Annotated in this window: 13 protein-coding genes; 8 read left to right on the top strand and 5 right to left on the bottom strand. The window is 41.3% G+C overall.

The genetic code is table 11. From position 1 onward, the window contains the following. Positions 1-175 precede the first annotated feature (175 nt). A complete protein-coding gene (locus tag NSTC745_RS25965; RefSeq protein WP_445633554.1) occupies positions 176-1,552 on the bottom strand; it encodes an ABC transporter substrate-binding protein in 1,377 nt (458 codons plus the stop codon). A 340-nt stretch (positions 1,553-1,892) separates the two neighbouring features. Here NSTC745_RS25965 and NSTC745_RS25960 point away from each other — a divergent pair, with 340 nt between their 5' ends. The 5 genes from NSTC745_RS25960 (at position 1,893) to NSTC745_RS25940 (ending at position 9,054) form a co-directional block, all read left to right on the top strand. Further along, positions 1,893-4,352: an ATP-binding protein gene (locus tag NSTC745_RS25960; RefSeq protein ID WP_445633553.1), complete on the top strand. Its 2,460-nt coding sequence runs from the start codon at positions 1,893-1,895 to the stop codon at positions 4,350-4,352. 200 nt (positions 4,353-4,552) lie between these two features. Continuing rightward, a complete protein-coding gene (locus NSTC745_RS25955; protein ID WP_445638684.1) occupies positions 4,553-5,191 on the top strand; it encodes a histidine phosphatase family protein in 639 nt (212 codons plus the stop codon). Positions 5,192-5,662: 471 nt separating this feature from the next. Further along, a complete protein-coding gene (gene infC / locus NSTC745_RS25950) occupies positions 5,663-6,154 on the top strand; it encodes a translation initiation factor IF-3 (protein WP_445638683.1) in 492 nt (163 codons plus the stop codon). A gap of 458 nt (positions 6,155-6,612) precedes the next feature. Further along, on the top strand, positions 6,613-7,863 hold the full coding sequence (locus NSTC745_RS25945) for an MFS transporter (protein ID WP_445633552.1): 1,251 nt from the start codon (positions 6,613-6,615) through the stop codon (positions 7,861-7,863). Between the two features lie 3 nt (positions 7,864-7,866). Next, a complete protein-coding gene (locus tag NSTC745_RS25940) occupies positions 7,867-9,054 on the top strand; it encodes an anion transporter (RefSeq protein ID WP_445633551.1) in 1,188 nt (395 codons plus the stop codon). On the opposite strand, the gene NSTC745_RS25935 is transcribed toward NSTC745_RS25940, so the two are convergent. The 3 genes from NSTC745_RS25935 to NSTC745_RS25925 are packed head-to-tail and all read right to left on the bottom strand — an operon-like array spanning position 9,032 to position 13,000. Continuing rightward, the gene (locus tag NSTC745_RS25935; protein ID WP_445633550.1) at positions 9,032-10,375 is read right to left on the bottom strand and encodes an RNA polymerase factor sigma-54; all 1,344 of its coding nucleotides are present in this window, start codon (positions 10,373-10,375) and stop codon (positions 9,032-9,034) included. The two genes, NSTC745_RS25940 and NSTC745_RS25935, sit on opposite strands and share 23 nt — an antisense overlap. Positions 10,376-10,377: 2 nt before the next feature. Further along, positions 10,378-11,547: a sigma-54-dependent transcriptional regulator gene (locus tag NSTC745_RS25930; RefSeq protein ID WP_445633549.1), complete on the bottom strand. Its 1,170-nt coding sequence runs from the start codon at positions 11,545-11,547 to the stop codon at positions 10,378-10,380. Beyond that, on the bottom strand, positions 11,525-13,000 hold the full coding sequence (locus tag NSTC745_RS25925; protein ID WP_445633548.1) for a sensor histidine kinase: 1,476 nt from the start codon (positions 12,998-13,000) through the stop codon (positions 11,525-11,527). The genes NSTC745_RS25930 and NSTC745_RS25925 overlap by 23 nt, the downstream gene beginning before the upstream one ends. A 119-nt stretch (positions 13,001-13,119) precedes the next feature. Between NSTC745_RS25925 and NSTC745_RS25920 the strand changes: the two genes are divergently transcribed. The 3 genes from NSTC745_RS25920 (at position 13,120) to NSTC745_RS25910 (ending at position 14,688) form a co-directional block, all read left to right on the top strand. After that, positions 13,120-14,037: a hypothetical protein gene (locus NSTC745_RS25920; RefSeq protein ID WP_445633547.1), complete on the top strand. Its 918-nt coding sequence runs from the start codon at positions 13,120-13,122 to the stop codon at positions 14,035-14,037. Between the two features lie 223 nt (positions 14,038-14,260). Further along, on the top strand, positions 14,261-14,464 hold the full coding sequence (locus tag NSTC745_RS25915; RefSeq protein WP_193914219.1) for a type II toxin-antitoxin system HicB family antitoxin: 204 nt from the start codon (positions 14,261-14,263) through the stop codon (positions 14,462-14,464). Then, positions 14,461-14,688, top strand: a complete 228-nt coding sequence (locus NSTC745_RS25910) for a type II toxin-antitoxin system HicA family toxin (RefSeq protein ID WP_445633546.1) — start codon at positions 14,461-14,463, stop codon at positions 14,686-14,688. The genes NSTC745_RS25915 and NSTC745_RS25910 overlap by 4 nt, the downstream gene beginning before the upstream one ends. A 19-nt stretch (positions 14,689-14,707) precedes the next feature. Here NSTC745_RS25910 and NSTC745_RS25905 read toward each other — a convergent pair whose 3' ends face one another. Next, the gene (locus NSTC745_RS25905; RefSeq protein ID WP_445633545.1) at positions 14,708-20,425 is read right to left on the bottom strand and encodes an alpha-2-macroglobulin family protein; all 5,718 of its coding nucleotides are present in this window, start codon (positions 20,423-20,425) and stop codon (positions 14,708-14,710) included. Between the last annotated feature and the right edge of the window lie 189 nt (positions 20,426-20,614).

Genomic DNA, 20,614 nt, shown 5'->3' with positions numbered 1-20,614 from the left:
TGCTGAGTTCCGAGTAAAAATCTTAGTTCCTAGTATTCGACCAACCCAAAATTGCTGTGTAAGTCACGCAAACAAAGAGTCATTTTCAACAATATTTTTTCCTCCCCTGCCTCCCCTGCCTCCCCTGCTCCCACTGCTTCAAGAGCCTGCCATCATACAAAGTTGTTTTGGCACACTAGTCCCCAGTCCCTTTTTCTGTTTCTCCCCCTGATAATTCCCATTGATTGAAAATTTCTTTAATGCGCTTAATTGCTTCATCGCCTGCTTGACTGGGAGTAATCCGATCTACAAGTATCCGTTGGAGAGCCTTACCCCAGACATTTTCCTTTAAAACTATGGTGTAAGCAGGGTTTAAACTACTGTAATATGGGCGCGTTTGACGTGTAGTTAGTATCTTGGTTAGAGATGAAACGTGTGGATCTGATGGGTTTGACCAAAAGGGATCTTGCCATACAGATTTAAGTACGGGAAAATGACGACCGCCACCAGCCTTGAGATAATCATTCATTACCTTTGGCTGAATTAAATAAGCTAGAAAATCTTTAGCAGCTTTCTGATTTCGGGACTTGGCAAACAGAACAGCTTCTTTCATGATAAATAGATAGCGTATGGGTTTGCCATTAGGTTTATTGGGAAATCCCAAAATGCCTAGTTTTTTATAGGTATCAAGATCTGCTCGAAGAGTAACAGGAATTGAGAGTGTACTATTGGGTGTCATCACCAGACCTCGATTCAGTAAATAACGATTATTATCTGGATTTAACCAAGTGATGGAGTCTGATGGTACGTAGCGATCTTGGTAAAATTTTGCATACCATTCTAAGCTTTTAATAATGCCTTGACGCACTTGAGGATCGTCAACTAAAAGTTGCCCTTTATTATCTAGAAGTTTTACATCATAAGCTTCTAAAATTGTCTCAAACATATAGTAAGTATCAGAAGCACCTGTAGAGTAGGTAAAGCCTAAACCGTAAATGTTCTGATATTGTTTTTGCTGCGATCTCAATTTAATCTGTACTTGTTTCCAGAAATTCCAAAAACCATCCCAATCACTTGGAATATCGCTTTCACTTAAACCTGCTTGTTTGAGCAAGTCCCGCCAGTAAAAAATGTGAATTGTACCTTCGTGAAGTGGCACAGCATAGTAACTACGTCTTTGATTCTTATGGTTGTAAAAATATACAGCTTCTAATATCTCCTTTGGATACAAATTTTTCACAGGTTCGATAACATCAGAAACATCAGCTAGTTGGCCTTCCCAGGCCAATCGCGGATCTAACTCTGTTTGTGCGTTGTAACCGACTAAAATATCAGGTGGATTACCTGTCTTAATAGCCCTTTGAGTTTTTTGTGGAACTCCATCATTTGTATAAAAAGTTATCTCAATTTTGTAGCCACTTTGTTTTTCCCAATTACTAACAACCCGTCTCAAGGCTTCATCTTCTTCTACAGTGAAACCTTTATCCCACAATAACTTAATCGCTTTACTATCAGTAGTGGATTGTTCAACCAAGGAGGAATCAGATTGCGTTTTATCGTTACAAGCAACCATTATCAAGCTTAGTATCAATACCGTTAGCATATAGCTATGACTACTTAGTATTGACATTATGGTAAATATCTGCTTATGTTTCCAATATTGAGCAATTTGACTGGTTTTGAATTTCAATATCATACTTCTTTAATTTAGATAAAGATAAGAAAATATACACACTCAATTTTTACGCTGATACCGGATTTTTTGCGATTACTCAGCTTCTTTTAAGAGAATGATGTAATTTCGTTCTTACTGGAACTGTAGTAGAGTTGGTACAGTTGATCTTTCATGTTTGGTAGTTTCTCCTGATTTTTCTTCAATACCTTTTGCTTTGGCCGATCGCCGATAAAAGCTGATGGAGTTCTCGAATAAACACCTGACTAAGAAAATTGCCAGTTCCTTTTTACTCTTGTCTCTATTGAGTGTTGGAGCTGTGGCAGGAGTGGCTTTCATCAATGCCAGAGAGGCTCTCAAGCAAGCAGCATTCAATCGGCTGAATGTGGCTGCAACCCTTAAGGAGGAAGAAATTACTCGTTGGTTTGAAGACCAACAAAGAGATTTTTGGCTGACGACTAAATTTCCTGACGTACAAGTAAAATTAAATACTCTTTTAAGTATTAAAAAATCTGCTCCAGAATATGAGGATGTTACCACAGTTTTATCTGAGTATTTTCATGAAGTAGCGAAGCTAAAACCTAATTTCACAGAGATTTTTATTCTGGATCTCAGCAATCGAATTGTTCTATCTACTGACCGCAAGCGCGAAGGTCAATATGAAATTTTAAGTAATATTACTTATATTGAAGATTTTCAGCCTGGATACAAATTAGCTCCCATTTTTTATGTCTCTCCTGTAACTGGGAAACCATCGGTGACATTGGCAACAAATTTACGTGACAAAGCAGGGGTAAGACGGGGAATGATTTTAGCTCACCTGAGCTTAGACCGAATCGATCGAATTGTCAGGGAACGTACTGGATTGAGTCAAAGCGGTGAAACTTATTTAGTTGGCTCGTTAATTACTAAGAATACCTTGATTTCGCAAGCAACAATCAAAAACAAGGAGTTTCCCAACGGAATTAGGAGCAAAGGTATTGATGCTGCCATGAGTGGATTTAGTGGCTCTGGGTTATATACCAATTATGCGGGAGTACCAGCGATCGGGGTGTATCGTTGGCTCGACGATCAAGATTTAGCTTTATTGGTAGAAATGCACCAGGCAGAAGCCTTTGCGCCTGCGCGTCATTTGGCGGGGACGATTGTCCTAGTGGCTATGGTGTCGGTGGGGGGACTATTAGTTGGTGTTTATTGGCTGACGCGACAGTTAAAGTTGGCTAGCGAAAAGTTAGAGAATTACGGTCACCAATTAGAGGTAAAAGCTCAAGAAGCTGAAGCTGCTAATCGTGCCAAAAGTCAATTTTTGGCAAATATGAGTCATGAGTTGCGTACTCCCCTCAATAGTATCCTTGGCTTTACTCAGATTATGACCCGCGATCGCTCCATTAACCCTTCTCAGTTAGAATATCTCGAAATTATCAGTCGCAGTGGCGAACATTTGCTAACATTAATTAATGATGTCTTATCCATGTCTAAAATTGAGACTGGTAGAATTACACTCAATGAAGACAGCTTTGACTTATACAATCTCCTCAATTCTCTAGAAGAGATGTTTCGTATAAAAGCCGAATCTAAAGGTTTACAGCTAATATTTGAATATAATTCTGAAGTTCCCCGATATATACGTACAGATGAAAGTAAATTACGTCAAGTATTAATCAATATTCTGGGAAACGCTATTCAATTTACCTCAGCAGGCTATGTAACCCTACGCGTAAAATTAGTAAATAAAAATCGGCAAATTTTTCAGCAACAATTTTCAAACACCGATTATCTTGATTTTGAAGTAGAAGATACAGGTATTGGCATTTCACCAGATGAAATAGATCGATTGTTTAAACCTTTTGTGCAAACAACAGCCGGGATCAAATCTCAACAAGGAACTGGTTTAGGTTTAACCATTAGCCAAAAATTCGTTAATCTTATGGGGGGAAATATTACCGTTAAGAGTCGCCTGGGTCAGGGAACCATTTTTAATTTTAAAATTCATATTAGTCCAGCCCAAGAAAGCGAAATCCCTACTCAACAATCAAACAGACAGGTAATTGGTTTAGAACCGAATCAACTAAATTACCGAATTCTCATAGTTGAAGATAAACAGGAGAATCGTCAACTTTTAGTGAAAATTTTAGCGCCCCTTGGCTTTGACGTGCGTGAAGCTGAAAATGGTGAAGAAGGGTTGAAACTTTGGGAAATCTGGGAACCGCACCTAATTTGGATGGATATGCGGATGCCAGTTATGGATGGGTATGAAGCTACTAAAAAAATCAGAGCTAATTTAAAGGGTCAGGCTACTGTAATTATCGCTCTGACAGCTAGCGCCTTTGATGAAGAACGCTCTTTGGTACTATCAGCTGGTTGTAACGATTTTGTGCGTAAACCATTTCGAGAAGAAGTAATCTTTGAGAAAATGGCAAAATATTTAGGGGTTCGTTATGTTTATGCAGCCGATATTCTGCACGTAAAAACATTAGAGACAAATCCGGATTTTGAACTTTCATCTTTAAAAGAATTATTAAATCAAATGCCTGGTGAATGGATAACACAATTACACCAAGCGGCACTATGTACCGATGAGAAATTAATTTTTAGCTTGCTGGAGCAAATTCCTCCAGAATCTGCCTATCTAGCAAATACATTAACTGATTGGGTAAATAACTTCCGAATTGATAAAATAATTGAATTAACACAACTCTAAAAGAGGAACTGTTTCACTGCGTATATCAGCTCAATACTTAGTACTAGCCCAAACCGCTACTTTTGTCTTCGATTTCAAAAGTTTGTGAGGGAATTGACTTTTTTGGTTGATTACTTTGTTCTGATGCCACATACTCGATTGCGAGATTGATGGTATTTTATTTAGGCACAAACTCCTTTATCCCAATCGCCATACAAGCTATGACACTCAATTTGTATTTACTGCGACATGGAGAAACTACTTTTAGTCAAAGTGGTAATTTTTGTGGTGTAACTGATGCCGAGTTGACAACAGAGGGGATGCAGATGGCACAGAGTTTTGCCGATGTTTATCAAAAATTGAAGTGGGAAGCAGTTTATGTTAGCCCCATGAAGCGCACAATTGCAACTGCCAAGCCATTTTGTGATGCTATCGGTATGGATATGCAGTTGCGTGACGGACTTAGAGAAGGTAGTTACGGCGAATGGGAAACTAAGAGTAAATCGTTTGTTCAAGAGAATTACGCCCAAAACTATATAAAATGGTTGACAGAACCCGCTTGGAATGCACCAGTAGGTGGAGAAACTGCGGTAGATATTGCTAACCGTTCTATGCCTGTAATTGCTGAAATTCAAGAAAAACATCCCCAAGGTAATGTTTTAGTAGTTTCCCATAAAGCCACGATTCGGATTCTGCTTTGCAGTTTACTGGGAATTGATTTAGGGCGCTATCGCTATCGGGTGAATATTTTGGTCGCGTCGGTAAGTATGGTTAAATTTGACGTTCATGGCCCTTTGTTAGAAATATTAGGCGATCGCCATCATATACCAGATAGTATTCGCTCTCGTCCGGGAACATAATAGTCCTTACTAGTAGTTTGTCAAGAAACCGTTGACATGATATCTGCGTTCGCGGCAACAAAATCTAGGCAACAAATCTAAGGGCAAGAAAAAGTAATTAATCTGAAGTTACCAACAAAGGCAGGAGTTAGGAGGCAGGAGGCAGGAGGTTATACCGTTTCACTTTAAGATTGATACATTTAGGCAAGCAGGGGAGGCAGGGGAGGCAGGGGGAGCAAGAGAAATGATTTGTATCAATAATTTCGTGAAATGGTATTAAACCCAAGAGACCGCATTCTTTTAGGACTTGTCTAGAAATTGGCACTCCACACCCTTCCCCAAACCCTTGATTTTTCGTATTACTACGTAAGTCCTGTAAATGTAGTCATGTGAAAGGTTCAGAATAGCTTACGATGTCTTTATATGAAGCGTGTGTTAGAATTTAATTGCTTGCAACTTGCAAAGCAAAAGATTGAACAATAGAGAGGAAACATTATCGCAATCCAAAAGCAACAAATTAACTCGCAAATCAAGTCACCTCAAGTGTTCTTGATCGACCATGAGAATAACAATCGTGGTGTAATCGATACGCGTGAGGCTCTAGAGCTAGCGCAGAGCGTAGAACTTGACTTAGTTGTAGTCTCCGAAGGCAAAGAAGTTCCAGTAGCGAAGATCCTCAACTATGGTAAGTTTCAGTATCAAAAGAAAAAGCGTCAGACACAGAGTGCTAGACCAACGGTAAAAGAAGTCCGGCTGCGTCCCAACGTGGGAGTGGCTGATTACAACTTACGCATCGAGCAAGCGGTTGGTTGGTTGAGTAAAGGCGATTCAGTGAAGTTTGTTATTCGTTTACGAGGTCGCGAAAATCAATATCGCGAACAAGCTGGAGAAATGCTAGATCGAATTGTAAATGCTCTGAGCGAAGTAGGTAAAGTTCACACCCTTGATAAACGCTCATTGATTGCTCAACTCGTTCCAGCCTAAATTAGTTTTCCAAATATTTTAAATTCTGTGGTGCGCTAAAGCCGAAAGCCGAAGCGCACCATAGTTTTTTGGGGGAAGTGATGCTTTATGAGGGCGAACAAACTTTATTTTAATGACATCAACGAGTCGGTGGCGATTTGACTCGTATTGCTATTGAGCGAGTGGAACCTATTGATAATGATAAATTTTTGGACTGACGAGGAATGGCGGGTGTGAGGCAATCGGTAGTTGTAAAATCTGAAATTAAGCGATCGCCTTTGTAGTTTACTTATAAAACGAGATATTTAACGACGCTAGTTTATCTAGTTAAAGCCTGAAAATTAACATAAAATCTCAGTAATATTTCCCTTGCTATCAGTTTAGTTTAATGAATTAAAAATGTTTTTTTGAATTGGCATAATTTTTGCACAGAAGAATGCGTAGCCCAACTTTAGAAAGTACCGCAACAGGGGAGAGATATGGTGACGCGTTTGGGATCTCGCAAGCAGAGTGTATTTGCACTGGATTGGTTGAATGTATTTCTAGCAGATATTCAAGGTGGTGTAGGGCCTTTTTTGGTTGTTTACCTCACGTCGAGTCTGCATTGGAACCCAGCACAAGTAGGTTTGGTAATGACTATTTCTGGATTGGCGGGGGTAATAGCTCAAACGCCTGCTGGAGCCTTAATTGACCAGGTTAAACAGAAGCGATCGCTGATTGTCGTAGGGGCAGTTTTAATTGCGATTAGTTCAATTTTTATAGCTGTTATGCCATCATTTCCCATCATTTTAACAGCCCAATCTTTTACTGCTATTGCAGGCACGTTCTTTGGCCCCACTATCGCTGCCATTTCTCTAGGATTAGTTGGACGACAAGGAATTGAACGCCGCATCGGGCGTAACCAAACCCTGAGTTCGGCGGGAAATGTAGTAGCAGCATTACTGGCAGGATTAATCGGTCAGTTTGTTGGTCAAGCAGGTATTTTTTATTTCATCGCCCTGATGTCACTAGCAGTAATTGCTTGTACATTACGAATTCGTAAACAAGACATTGACTACCGATTAGCACGAGGGGGTGATGATGGCGATCGCCAAGTTCATGTTTCTAATATTACAAAGATGTTGAGCGATCGCCGCTTGCTAATTTTTGCTATGTGTGCGGTGCTATTTCACTTTGCTAACGCTGCAATGCTGCCTTTAGTCGGTGAAGTGCTGGCTCACCACAAAGGTGGTAGTCCGCCTTTATTTATGTCTGCCTGCATTATCACAGCACAACTAGTAATGGTGCCACTAGGAATTTTAGTCGGTCAACGGGCGAGTCGCAGCAAGCGTAAACCGATATTTTTATTGGCGTTTCTAGTATTGCCGATTCGCGGTGTGTTGTATACCCTCAGCGATAATCCATTCTTCTTAGTATCTGTACAATTACTAGATGGTATAGGCGCAGGAATTTTTGGCGTAATGCAGCTTTTGGTAATAGCCGATTTAACTAAAGGAACAGGACACTTTAATTTAGCGCAAGGGGCAATTGGGGCTGCTGTTGGGATTGGGGCATCTCTGAGTAACTCCTTAGCTGGCTTTGTCGCTAAAGAAGCAGGGTACAACGTTAGTTTTTTAAGTATGGCAGCGATCGCCGCTGCTGCTTTAGCTTTCTTTTGGTTCTTGATGCCAGAAACAAAATCTACACCCCATTCGGTAAGCTCTAGAGAGTTAGCTGGGGTGGGAGAGTAGGCAATGGTAGTACTGCAATACTTAGTGATTTTAATAACTTACATTGGGTTAGGGTTTGGTTACTTACCCGGACTGCGGATGAACCGTGCCACAATTGCCCTTGTCGGTGCAGCTTTGTTGATGGCATTGGGATTATTGGATCTGTCTGCGGCGTGGAGGGCAATTGATTACAAGACACTCATCTTTTTGTTTGGGATGATGATTATTAGTGCTAATCTGGCGGCGGCGGGTTTTTTCCGGTTGGCTGTTGATTACACTGTCCGCCATATCCACAGCCGATTGGGGTTATTAATAGTCCTGACTTTTGGTAGCGGCTTTCTCTCAGCACTGTTCCTCAACGATACCATCGCTCTCATCCTCACGCCTCTGGTAGTCGGCATCGCTCAACTGCTAAACCTGAATCCTGTTCCCTATCTCTTGGCACTGGCAGGAGCGACTAATCTCGGTTCAGTTGCCACCCTGAGCGGCAATCCTCAGAACATCTTAATCGGTTCTTTCTCTGGCATTAGTTATCTGGACTTTGCTAAAGCTTTGACACCGATTGCTTTGATATGTTTAATTATCCAGGTGGGTTGGTTGTGGTGGTTGTATCCTGAAGTGCGTTCCTTGCGTCCGGATTTGAAAGTAGAGCCGCCTAATTATCGCATCTTAAAACCACTATTAATTAAAAGTTTACTAATTACTGCTGGATTGTTGGTTGCTTTTTTAATTGGCATTCCGACTGCGGAAGCCACATTAATTGCGGCTGGACTATTGCTAGTTACACGTCGTCTCAAGCCAGAGCGAATTTTACAAAAAGTAGATTGGGATTTGCTAGTCATGTTTTCTGGGTTGTTCATCTTAACAGAGGGCGTGCAGAAATTGGGTGCGGTGGAATGGTTTTCCCATTTTGTTGATACTCCCTTGAATATTTTGGGGGTAACGGTGTTGTTGTCAAATCTGGTATCCAATGTGCCGGCGGTACTATTGTTACATCACCTAATTCCCCATCCAGATACACAAACTTGGCTATTGTTAGCGGCGGCTTCTACACTGGCGGGAAATTTGACGCTACTGGGTTCTGTAGCTAATTTGATTGTGGCAGAGGCCGTTGCCAAGCGAGGACATCAGCTAACTTTTGGAGAACATTTGCGTTTTGGGCTACCGTTAACTGTTGTGACTCTGGCACTCAGCTATTTCTGGATTTACTAAATTTACGTGTATGAGATGAATCAATCCCCGCTAATTTACGGTACTTGACGACAGTCCGACGGGCAATTTCTACGCCAAATCGCAGCTTGAGTAGTTGCGAAAGTTGTTCATCGCTGTAGGGTTTGGCAGTTGTTTCTTCTTGAATCAGTTGCATAATTAACTGTTGAATCTGTGTTGGTGTACGTCCACCAACACCAACAGGAGGACACAGCGATCGCAATGGTAAAATACGGTTTTGCTGTCCGCCAATTAATAAATAACGCTCTCGCACAATGCGGCTGATGGTAGCATCTGAAAGTCCAAGGGACTGAGCGACTAGCTGCTGTGGTGTGGGTACTAAATCTAGGTTGTCTTGACTGGCGAGAAAAGCTTGTTGGCGTTCAACCAAAAATTGTCCGACTTTAAGTAAGTTTTCTTGCCACTGGTCGAGTGCCGTTAGTAAATTCTGTGCCTGTTGCAGTAAAGATTCTAGCCATGAGTTTTTCTGTATGTTCAAAGTTGCAAGTGCTTCTTCATCCAAGCAATACTCTTGACTTACCTGAGAAACTAAAGAAATTTGCCACCCGTTTGCATCAGGTTTGGCTTGGAGATCGGGAGTAACGATACTCGTGGAAGAATAGCTAAAGTTCCTTCCCGGTCGAGGTTCGAGGGTTTGAATTTCTCCAATTGCTGCTGCGAGTGCTGATAAAGTGGGTGGTTCTAAGAGTCTTTGTTGCAGTTTTTCACGCAATAGTTGTTGATTGTATTTAACCTCGTTGGAGTTACCTACACACTTAGCTACATCTTCTAAATAATCTCGTACTAAGAGGGTTGTTAGACTATGGGGCCGATCTCGCAGTTGTATCAGGAGACATTCTTGTAGGGATCTCGCTCCCACACCTGGAGGATCGAGGTTTTGCAGCAAAGGCACAACTGCTTCTAACTGTGAGGCACTCCAAGAACTTCCTGCTGCCCACAGGAGTGGTGATTCTTCCAGATAGCCAGAGGGTAAAAGCCAAGTTGTGAGGTAAATTAATGCTTCTCGTTGTCTAGAAGTAATGTTGAGGGCGGAAATTTGCCCTCGTAAATGTTCTTGCAAACTGGGTTCTCTGGTAATTGGCTCGTACCAACTTGGTAAAATATCCTCTAGCAATGCTTCTCGATTTGCTAAGTTTTTCCGCAAGAAGGGATTTTGCTGGGCTTGTTCTTGTAAATACTCTCGAACTCGCAGATGATTCCAAGGTAGCAGTTGCACCAACTGCCTTAGGGTGGGATAGAGAACCGCTTGCGTTTCTAAATGCGTTTCTAAGGCAGAATCAGCAGACAAAGCCGGTAAATTCATGATTACTCATCCTTTTGGCTAAAAACTAAATGTTCGGGTAAGATTGTGCGTCCGCCAGAGAGAATCGCTGCTCGTTCTAAAGTGTTTTGCAACTCGCGCACATTGCCAGGAAAAGCATAATTGCGTAATTTATTGATTGCCGACTCAGCCAAGGCCAATCGTTTTAAGCCCCGTCGCACGGCAATGGTGTTGAGAAAGTGTTGTGTAAGTTGTTCTAAATCTTCAGGGCGATCGCGCAACGGAGGTAATTCAATCCGCACAACATTTAAGCGATAAAATAGGTCTTCGCGGAATTGATTTCGTTGTACCATCTGCTCTAAATGGCGATTGGTGGCGGCAATAATTCGGACATCTACTGTGCGTGTCTGATTGCTGCCCAATCTTTCAAAGGAACGGTCTTGCAAGACTCGCAACAGCTTACCTTGAATGCCAGGACTGAGTTCTCCTACTTCGTCTAAAAAAATTGTGCCGCTATTTGCCTGCTCAAATCGACCGATCCGCAGGTGATTCGCCCCGGTAAATGCCCCTTTCTCATGTCCAAATAATTCTGCCTCTAATAAATGTTCTGGGAGTGCGGCACAGTTAACTTTGACTAAAGGTGCTTTATTGCGAGGACTGGCAGTATGAAGTGTGGCAGCAACTAGTTCTTTACCTGTACCGGATTCTCCCGTAATCATGACCGTTGTATCTGTGGGAGCAATACGACCAATCAGCTTAAAGACAGATTGCATTGATTGCGATCGCCCTAATAATTCCTCTTGTCCCGCCTGCAATGTAGATTCACTAACTTGATACATTGGTTCTTGGTGATGGGCTAAGGCCTTGGCTGTCAGGTTAACCAATTCGTCTAAGTCAAAGGGTTTGGTTAGGTAATCGTAAGCACCCAACTGCATCGCCTCGATGGCCGTGCGGCTAGTTCCGTAGGCTGTCATCACAATTACTGGCAACTCAAATAGCTTTTGATCTAGATGCTTGAGTACAGTCATGCCTTGGGTTTTGGGCATCTTGAGGTCTAAAAACACCAAATCGGGACGGCTGGCAGCATCTTGCAACAACTTTAATCCTTGCTCTCCATCTGCTGCTTCTACAACTTCATAACCTTCGCTGCAAAGAATTTGAGCGATCGCCTGTCTTAAGGCTTTTTCGTCGTCAACTATCAGAATTTTTGCCATTGCACTTGCTATCCTCATGAAAAACAGGTAGATAAATACTGAAGCGAGTACATCCCGGTTGAGAATTTACATCGATATACCCTGCATTACGCGTAACAATTTCATGACTGATTGCCAGTCCTAGTCCTGTTCCTTCCGGCTTGGTGGAATAAAACGGCACGAAAATTTGCTCTTTTTCAGCCGCAGATAATCCCTGTCCTCGATCCTCAACCCAGGCAACTAAATAGTTACAATCTTGTGTAACTCCGATGCTTACCTGCTCGCCTTGGGGACTAGCTTGAATTGCATTCAAAATCAAATTCACCAATACTTGTCCGAGTTCGCGCCGACGTAGTGAGGTTTGCCCTAGGGGTTGAGCAGGAGGATGATAAACTAATTCGACTTGACATTCTTGGGCCTTTAAACGTAACAAAGCAATTGATTCACAGGCGATCGCTTCGAGTGAAGTCAGGCTGGGAATTTCCTGTTGGTTGCGATCGAAGTACAAAAGTCGCTGCACCAAAGACTCCAAACGCTCCACCTGTTCGAGCAAACTAGCAATCGGCAAATTAGTAATCTCCTGTTTCTGGAGTTGGCGTTGTGTATATTGCAAATTCAACCGCATACTAGCCAGGGGATTGCGGACTTCATGGGCAACACCCGCTACCATCTGTCCCAAAGAGGCCAAACGCCCTACTCGCTGCAAGCGTTGCTCCAAATCTTGACGGCGAGATTGCATTGTATTGATGGCAGTTCCCAATAATCCCATCTCTGCGGGGAGAGGTGGAATTTGCTCTTTGGGATTTACTTCCATTGCCTTGAGGCTATCTTGTAATCTTTGCACGCCTGTTTGAAGTTGCACGGCAATAGCAAAAGTCCATACACCGATAATCAGAATTCCCACCACTATCAAGCCACTGAGAATTTTCGGCTGTCCATCTTCAGTACGCGGCATCCGTTTCATTGTCCACACAGCACCCCATAGCGGTAGGGGATCGGCTCGCAGTACCAGAATGTCTAACTTTGGTCGCAGTACTAATTCTTGGGGTAATCCTTGACTAGTTGCTTGTCGCGTCAATTGCAAAATCGAGTCTTGCTCCGCAGGTGGGATATCAGTTTTTGGCACTGGCCCGCCATGAGTCGGGAAAGCATATCCCAAGAGGCGATCGCCACCCAGAAGATAGAATCCGCCTTCTACACGGGGAAAATTTGCCAAAGCGTCTGTTGATATACTTTGCAAAGACTTATTTAAACTTGCATTTGGGATTTGTGTACGATCCAGCCGCGATTCCCAAAACAACTTAATCAATCGTGTATTAGCACTAGCAAGCTCGCGCTGATTCCGGGCAATTACCGTCCCTTCGAGACTTTCAAACAGTTGGATGACCAACCACAATGCTAATCCACTAAAGCCTAGAAACAGCACTGTCAAGATGGTGAGTTGTTGCCGCAGTGTCCAGCGTCGCAAAACCATAAAAAAAATAAAAGATGCCAGAACTAGTTTTTATCTTGCTCGATTTAGTCTGAGTTAACTTGTATCTTTGGCACGATTTTTGCACTTTAAGGATGTGTAATTTTTAGTGAGGTTGCAATATGAATCATTCAAGCGATCGCATTACGAACCAAACTGCAAAAGAATTATTTGCCCTAGCAGCCCAACTCCAAGGAGAAAAATCCCATGACTATACACCTTCGGAACTGGTTCAAGCTGCAACAGAAGCAGGTATTTCTCCAGAAAATCTTCAGGAGGCATTACAACTTATGCGTATTCAAAATACTCAAAACCAGATTCGCCGCCACAATCTCCGCTTAATTGTTAGCAGTGGAATAGTTGGGGTAGCGATCGCCTTAACAAGTGTTTGGGCTTATTTTAACTTCAAAGTTAATTCAGCGATCGCCGGACGGACACTGCCTGCGGCAATTGTTTCTCCAGTTGCACCCGAAGACGGCTTTGTTGCATCCTACACCGGCACAGTACAACAATACTTACTCAATCCAGAAGGTAAAGTTGATGGCTTACTACTCAAAAATGGACTTCAGGTGAAGTTTCCACCTCATCTAACTAACCAACTGACAAACGCGATCGCTCCAGGTGCTGATGTGAGAATTGCTGGTAAGGCTGGTGTAGCCACTCGCTTTGGTCAGGAAGTCCAGGCAAGCCAAATCACCAATCAACAGAATCAACAGACAATTGTTGCCCAATCTCCAATGGCTCCTCCACCACCACCTGTCAACAAAGCTAATACTTACACGAGTCTTGCTGCTGAGGGAACTGCCCAGAATTGGCTGGTTGGACATCGGGGAGAACTGAATGGCCTGATCCTCTCCTCTGGTGTAGAAGTGAAGTTTCCGCCCCATGTTGGCGAGCAACTTGTGAATATGATTCAGGGAAACGATAAAGTTCAGGTTCAGGGTTTTGGCAGTCGCAACAGCTACGGTCAAGTAATAGAAGCAACTCATTTAAGTGTAAATGGAGAAAATGTAGCGATCGCTCCAGTACCACCTAGATAACTTGAGTAATTAAGATTTTACACTGTCGGTCATATAGAGGAGAACGCTTGAGCGATCGCAATTAAACCTTCTGCTGCTTAAAATTCCCCACAGTCAATTGCCAGAGTTGCAGCACTGCGATGTAACACTGAACGAGTCGGTTCAGCATCAATTCCATGAGATACAATTTCAAACTCATCGCCAAAAATCATTAAAAATAGAAAAGTAAGTTCATTGCCAAGTTATGAAACTCAAAGTTGTATTAGAACCTAGTGACGAAGGTGGATATACTATTTATGTTCCTTCACTTCCTGGTTGTATTAGTGAAGGAGAAACTGTGGAAGAAGCATTAGAGAATATCCAAGAAGCAATAGAACTTTACTTAGAGCCATTGGAAGATGAATTGATTACTCAAGAAGGAGTAATTGTGAGGGAATTGGTACTGTGAGTAAAGTTCCCAATTTACCCTACACTCAGATTATCACTGCTTTAGAACGGGATGGATGGATAGTTGTACGCCAGCGAGGTAGTCATATTAGATTGGAAAAAACCTTACCAGATGAAGTTTTAAAATTGACTGTTCCAGCTCATCGACCAGTTAAGCGTTCTACCCTAGCCAAGATTTTAAAACAGGCTCGTATAGACTTGGAAAGATTTTTAGATTTGTTGTAGCAAAATATGGCATAAATAATTACTTTCCATCCTCCAATATTAATGTAGACTCAGCAGTGCGCCCAAACTCTTCTGGTGCATATTGCAGGTGAACTTGGGCACCAGGCCAAGAAAATGTTCCAGGTGTGACAGAACGAACTAAATAATGCAGACTATAAACTCCTGGTTCGAGGTGGTCGGCGTAGGCGATAATGCGATCGCGATAAATATTCCTAAACCCAAGTTCCCAGCTATCGGCTTTTGCTTGTAATGCAGCCGTAGCAGTTTGAAAACTTGCATCCACCGCCTCAAAACCTGCTGGTAGTGGGTCTTTTATTACTATATGGTCTACGGGGCGATCGGCGATGATTTCTAAACCAATATCAAACACTTGTCCTGCTGCTAAAGTCAAGGGTTTATCGAAAGCATAAAGACCTGTTTTTTGTAATACTTTCTCTTCATTTACTTGACTAATTTCTCGCGTTATGCGTAAGCCATTAAATCTACCTGGTTGATTTCCTTGCAAGCGATAATTATAAGCAACCAGATAATATAAACTCCCATTACCTGATTTTTGGAGTGTTAAATCGTGACGCCCACGAGGTAATTGATTCATCGGCGTATTTAGCTGTAAGCTAGGATTTTTATAGCCTTCAAAACGATTTTCTCCTAACTTTTTCCCAGCTAATTGTACTGTGGCAACAAAATTCGGTGGTGTAGGTTGCAGTTGGCTATATTCTACCAAAGCTGTTAAAGCTTGGGCATTATTATAATCAGTTTGCCATGTACCATTCCGCCGCAATGCCAGAAGACTTTGGAATAGTTTATCGATTACTTCGGGTTTACTTTGTTTGGCAATAAATAAACGTAAAGCTTCCGCCTGCGTCGCTGTAGATGAACTCATCCATCCCCAACTAGATGGTAAACTTACAACTGCTGTGCGCCCAGTTTCATAGATATTTTGTTGCAGTTTATTTACTAATTGTTGAGATTCGTTTTGCCATTCTGGGAATTGAGATAAGTATCGTGCTAGTTGAATTTGAGTGACTAAATCAAAATTATTGCGCTGTTCGTAAATATCAGCCAGAAAAGTGTTGCGCTTTTCACCCAGTTCTGACAAGGCAATTAAAGCTTTTAGTTGCAGTTGTCTTTTACATAGTTGCTGTTTACAAAAATCGTATTCTCCAGGATTGGCTAAAACTTTTTGCAAATAAGCTTTGAGGCGAGACAACATTCCAGCATCAACTAAATTGGGAAACACCTGATTTGCTTTTACCAGAGATTCAGCAGCATAAGAAGAAACCCAAGGGTCAGATTTTTCTTGTCCGGGAAAAGCAGCGAAACCACCATCGGCAATTTGCAATTTTTGTAATTGTTCGATTCCTTGATTTGCTTGTTGTCTGGAATTGAATTCTGCAAATGTTTGATTGTATTTCTGTGCAATAGTTTGGAGATTTGCAGCAATTATTAATTGACTTGCTGCTGGTTCTGCGAAAGGTAAATCATTATCTTCTAAAACCTGTTTTACTGGTGCTTTGATTTCGGGAATCAAAGTACTCGCCAATTGAATATCTAAACCTCCTGCATCAGGAAAGGTATTTTTATCAACATTGAGAGGAATTTTTACTTGTTTTGTAGTTACACCAGTTTCTACAACTTGTTCTGTAATTTCAATTGGCTTAACTTCTAAAGGTACTTCAAAAGCATCTGCGGCTGTATTATTTAGCTGAGTGGTAAAGCGAACTTTCCCGACTCCCACACTATCAGCAACCATTGGAAAGCGATAAGCTTGAGTTGCAGATTCAGCTTTAGTTTGTAAAGCAGTACTCGTGGGGTTTTTCTCGGCAAATTTAACTGTACCGCCAAGTTCGCCGTTAATTGAGAGATTTCCGGTATTTCCGGTGTTGTTGGTGACGGATAAACCAGCGAGAATGCGATCGCCTGGACGGGCAAACTGTGGCAAGATGGCATTAGTTAGCAATGGTTTGGTGCTGATAAATGTCGCATCGCCATTACCAAAACGCAGATTTCCATCGGTAGCCACAGCCATCACCCGCCATGTAGTTAAGTCATCCGGCAATTTAAAGGTTATCTGTGCGTTACCATTAGCGTCGGTGAGAACAGAACCGTTGTAGTAAGCTAAAGCTTGAAAATCGGTGCGAGTGCGAGTATTTGCTGCGCCAGTTGAGAAACCACCGCCATAACCCCAACCTTTTGGTTTCGCTACATCTTGTGGTTGTAAAATGACATCTGGTCGATTATCGCTAAAACGAGTAGAAATCGGCTGTTCTGCATAAACTGTATCTACTAAATCTGGCGGACGATAACCAGAAAGCTGTAACACCGCTTCATTCACCACCATCACTGTAAACTGTCCTTTGGTGGGGCTTCCTTGATTATCCTTTAATTCTAGTTGGACTGTTTCCTCTGCACCAGGTTCTAATGATGCTTGCAGTGGCTTAACTTGCAGTTTTAAATACTTATCTTCCAAGTTAACTTTAAAAGGTGTAAAACCAATTTTCACCAAATTATCTAAACTTCCTGCTTCCACTTGGTTAATTGGTTTACCTTGCCTTACTAATACAGCTTCGACAGCTGCATTGGGTAACATTTCTGGCGTCACTTGAAACTGAATTTGTGGTGCGCCTCCCTGAACTTTAGTTATTTGTTGATAAAGCGGTTTATCTTTAATAACAGCAAAGTATAATTCTGCATCTGGATAGGGAGATTGAATTAATGCAGTAGCAGTTTCGCCTGGTTTGAATTCTTTTTTATCTAGCTTCACTTCTAAAACATCTTTCTCCCTCGAACCCCAAAATACTGGATTTTCTCCTGTTGCCCAAATTTGTAAATCTGTGGCGCTTAATTCGCCTTTATTGTCGCTAAAATTAGCTCTAATACGATACGAACCAGATTCGGGGGGTATTAAATTTAGCGATTGTGGATTAATATCAGATGTAATTTCTGCTTGTTGGACTGTTTTATATTCAACTTGGTTTTTTGGTGTCCGGCTACCTTCAACTAATTGTGTGACACTGCTGTATTTTATCTGTTGTAATTCTACCCGTACACGTTGACCTGTAATTAATTTTCCTGTAGGGTCAGTAACAATCGCTTCAATGGGTAAAGCCTTACCAGCATCAGCAATAAAATTACTTTTTAATCCAATCAAACGATTACTTGGTAAAGCTGTAAAAGTTTGAGAATTGGCTACAGACAAATTAGAAACATCTGCAACTTGCACATCAACTCGGTAAGTCATCGGATATGGTAAATCTTTAGCCACAGTCACAGTTTGGCTACTTTTACCATTTGCATCTAGTTGGGCATTAGTTTGCAAGACATCGCTAGATACAGTAGGAGATTCTTCCGGCCAAAACCATTGTCTACCAAAACTAAATTCATCCCAACCTTTGGGAATAAAATTAGCTTGTTGGCGAGTGATAAAGTATTTTGCTTCTCCACCTTCTACGGGTGCGCCAAATAAATAATTACTGGTGGCATTAATATTGACTTTCTCATCAATGAGAGCAAATTCTTTATCTAAATTGAGTTCGACTTTAAAATTGGGTGGTTTAAACTCAGCCACCCGAAATTCACCTGAAATTTCTTGCCCATTCTTTCCTTTGCCTTGGATTGTATAGTAGCCTAAGCGTTGAGTTTTTTGGATAGGTAGTTCTAGAGAAAACGTACCAAATTCATTCGTCGTTTGCGTTCCTAAATTCGTCTTTTGTCCATCAGGGTTTAGAAGAGTTAATTGATAAACAGCATTTTTATCTTGCTGAATTGCACCATTCTGTAAATAGTCAGCAAAACCAGTCAACCAAGCTTTTTCACCTGGTTGATATAACTGTCTATCTGAAAAAATTACGCCGCGAGATTCTGGCTTGTTATCTTGCCAACCGGCATCAATACCGTAGCCATAAACGCCGCTATATTCTTCGGTTCTCGCAAATGCCCAATCTTGATTTTCACGGGCGATTACTAATACTTGCGGCGATTTAACAGAACTTTGATTTTCAGTGTTACATTGCTGTAATTGTTCGCTACTAACTCTAAGAGTGCCATTTTCATCAGTTGTACCTGTTGCACAAGGTACAGGTTCTGGACGCGATTTTGCTAATAATTTTGATTGATAAATTTCAATATTAGCTGCTTTTACTGGCGAACCATTATCAAGATGATTGACGCGAATTAAGCCTGACTCTGGAAACCATTGAGTAAATACGCCTAAATTTGTCAGTTCAACCATGCCATAAGTTGTAGGTTCGCGCCACAATTCTTTGCCGTTTTCCTGATATTTATTCGTGCGGGCTTGTACTCCATAAGCTAACATTCCTGTAGGAGATTTTATTTTTTCTCGCAGAGGAACGTTTACATCAATTGATTGATTTTTCTTACTTGACACTTTGAAACTTTGCCATTCATCAGGTTTGGGTAAGAAATCGTTACTATAGTTAAAATAAACTAAATCTGTTGGTTTAACTACTTGGTAAGCTGCTTTATATTTTGATTCTGGTAGATTTACCGTACTAATATTTAATTGTAAGTCTTTACCTGATGGGAAAATATTTAAATCTGATGGTATCCAGATATCCCCGGCTAAATCTCCTGTATCATATTTAAGAGTGACGGGTTTACCTAAAGTCTGCCCAAATTTATCTTTGAGGTTGCCGTTAATAGTAATTGTATAGGTTTTTGCTGGTTCTAGTGCATAAGGATTGATGCCGACGATTGTATCTTCGTCGTTGACTTGGAGAAGTCTGGCGATATCTTTTGGTGCGGGATTAATCGTAATATTTTGTTTTGCGGAATCTGCTACTAAAATATTATTAAATTCTAACTGGGGACTGCCTTTTAGAAATCGTCCGTAAGTTCCGCCTGCATCTGGCTGTCCGTAAAAGTTAATTTGCTTAAATGCTAAAGGCGAATAAGTTGCTAATTTGCTGGCAAATTCTTTTTCTGTTGGGAGGTTGCCATAAGCAGGAAGTATTCCGGGAGAAAATACTAGGCGATAACGGGTTGCTTTTTCGAGATTTTGTTGTGGGGTGAGGTTATAAATCCAATTGCGTGCGGAAGGATCGAATTGTTCTAAAGGTTCTTCATCTTCAGACCGTTTTTCTTCTTTGTTTAATTCGATTTTGAAACGTACACCTTGATTTTTTCCTTCAGGAATTAGCTGTAAATGTTCTTGTACGGAATTTAAATCTAATTCTACGTTGGAAGTAAATTGTAATTTTTCTTGTAAGTCGATTGGTTGTGCGTCAGCTTTTTCGATGGGGTTGACGCCGGGTAAATTATTTAGTTTGATAGATTCGGTATTGAATGTCCAAGCTAAATCTTTGTCTAGGCGATGATTTTTTAAATCGGCTAAACCTGATTTAAGAGTAACTTGTAATCGGGTGGCTTTTGGTAGTGCTTTTTGAGCTTGAAATCCTACCATACGCGGTGTTAAAAAGCGAAATTCTCCGGGTAAAGGCGGCCAAAGTGCAAATTTTTGTAGTAGTTTTTGTTGTTCTGGGCTATCAAGATTTTCTACTGGAATTAAGGCTTCTTTGAAACGGATGCGGATTTGATTGAGGGGTTTGGCATCTCCGGTGGGACTTATTTGTTCAATCCAGTCTGGGAGTTTTGGGGGGGTGAGAGGGGAGACTGTTGGGAGTTGTTCTTTGGTTGAGGTGATATTGAAAAAGTTACAGGCTGATATGGTTAGTGAAAGTGTGAGAATAAGAAGATATTGGATTAATTTGATAAGCATATTTTTAGGAATTTAAAATAATCACGCAGAGACGCGGAGGCGCAGAGAGGAGGTAGAGGAGAGTTTATTTATATTGATAACTAATTGAGTGGGATTGTTCCAAGAAATGAGTACAATTCTTAACTATTAAGAAGTGTTGAATATTTGGGAATATTAATTTATATTTGCTAAGTAATTAGAAGTTAGTTA

The organism is Nostoc sp. DSM 114161 (assembly GCF_052692665.1).
The sequence above is the reverse complement of the archived record's forward strand: the minus strand, read 5'-3'. Positions and strand labels throughout refer to the sequence as shown.

Bases quoted from the DNA above. Each gene is read 5' to 3' on its own strand.
- NSTC745_RS25935 (WP_445633550.1), bottom strand. From the start codon at position 10,375: ATGAATTTACCGGCTTTGTCTGCTGATTCTGCCTTAGAAACGCATTTA.
- NSTC745_RS25945 (WP_445633552.1), top strand. From the start codon at position 6,613: ATGGTGACGCGTTTGGGATCTCGCAAGCAGAGTGTATTTGCACTGGAT.
- NSTC745_RS25925 (WP_445633548.1), bottom strand. From the start codon at position 13,000: ATGGTTTTGCGACGCTGGACACTGCGGCAACAACTCACCATCTTGACA.
- NSTC745_RS25940 (WP_445633551.1), top strand. From the start codon at position 7,867: ATGGTAGTACTGCAATACTTAGTGATTTTAATAACTTACATTGGGTTA.
- NSTC745_RS25965 (WP_445633554.1), bottom strand. From the start codon at position 1,552: ATGGTTGCTTGTAACGATAAAACGCAATCTGATTCCTCCTTGGTTGAA.
- NSTC745_RS25915 (WP_193914219.1), top strand. From the start codon at position 14,261: ATGAAACTCAAAGTTGTATTAGAACCTAGTGACGAAGGTGGATATACT.
- NSTC745_RS25930 (WP_445633549.1), bottom strand. From the start codon at position 11,547: ATGGCAAAAATTCTGATAGTTGACGACGAAAAAGCCTTAAGACAGGCG.
- NSTC745_RS25960 (WP_445633553.1), top strand. From the start codon at position 1,893: ATGGAGTTCTCGAATAAACACCTGACTAAGAAAATTGCCAGTTCCTTT.
- NSTC745_RS25905 (WP_445633545.1), bottom strand. From the start codon at position 20,425: ATGCTTATCAAATTAATCCAATATCTTCTTATTCTCACACTTTCACTA.
- NSTC745_RS25955 (WP_445638684.1), top strand. From the start codon at position 4,553: ATGACACTCAATTTGTATTTACTGCGACATGGAGAAACTACTTTTAGT.
- NSTC745_RS25920 (WP_445633547.1), top strand. From the start codon at position 13,120: ATGAATCATTCAAGCGATCGCATTACGAACCAAACTGCAAAAGAATTA.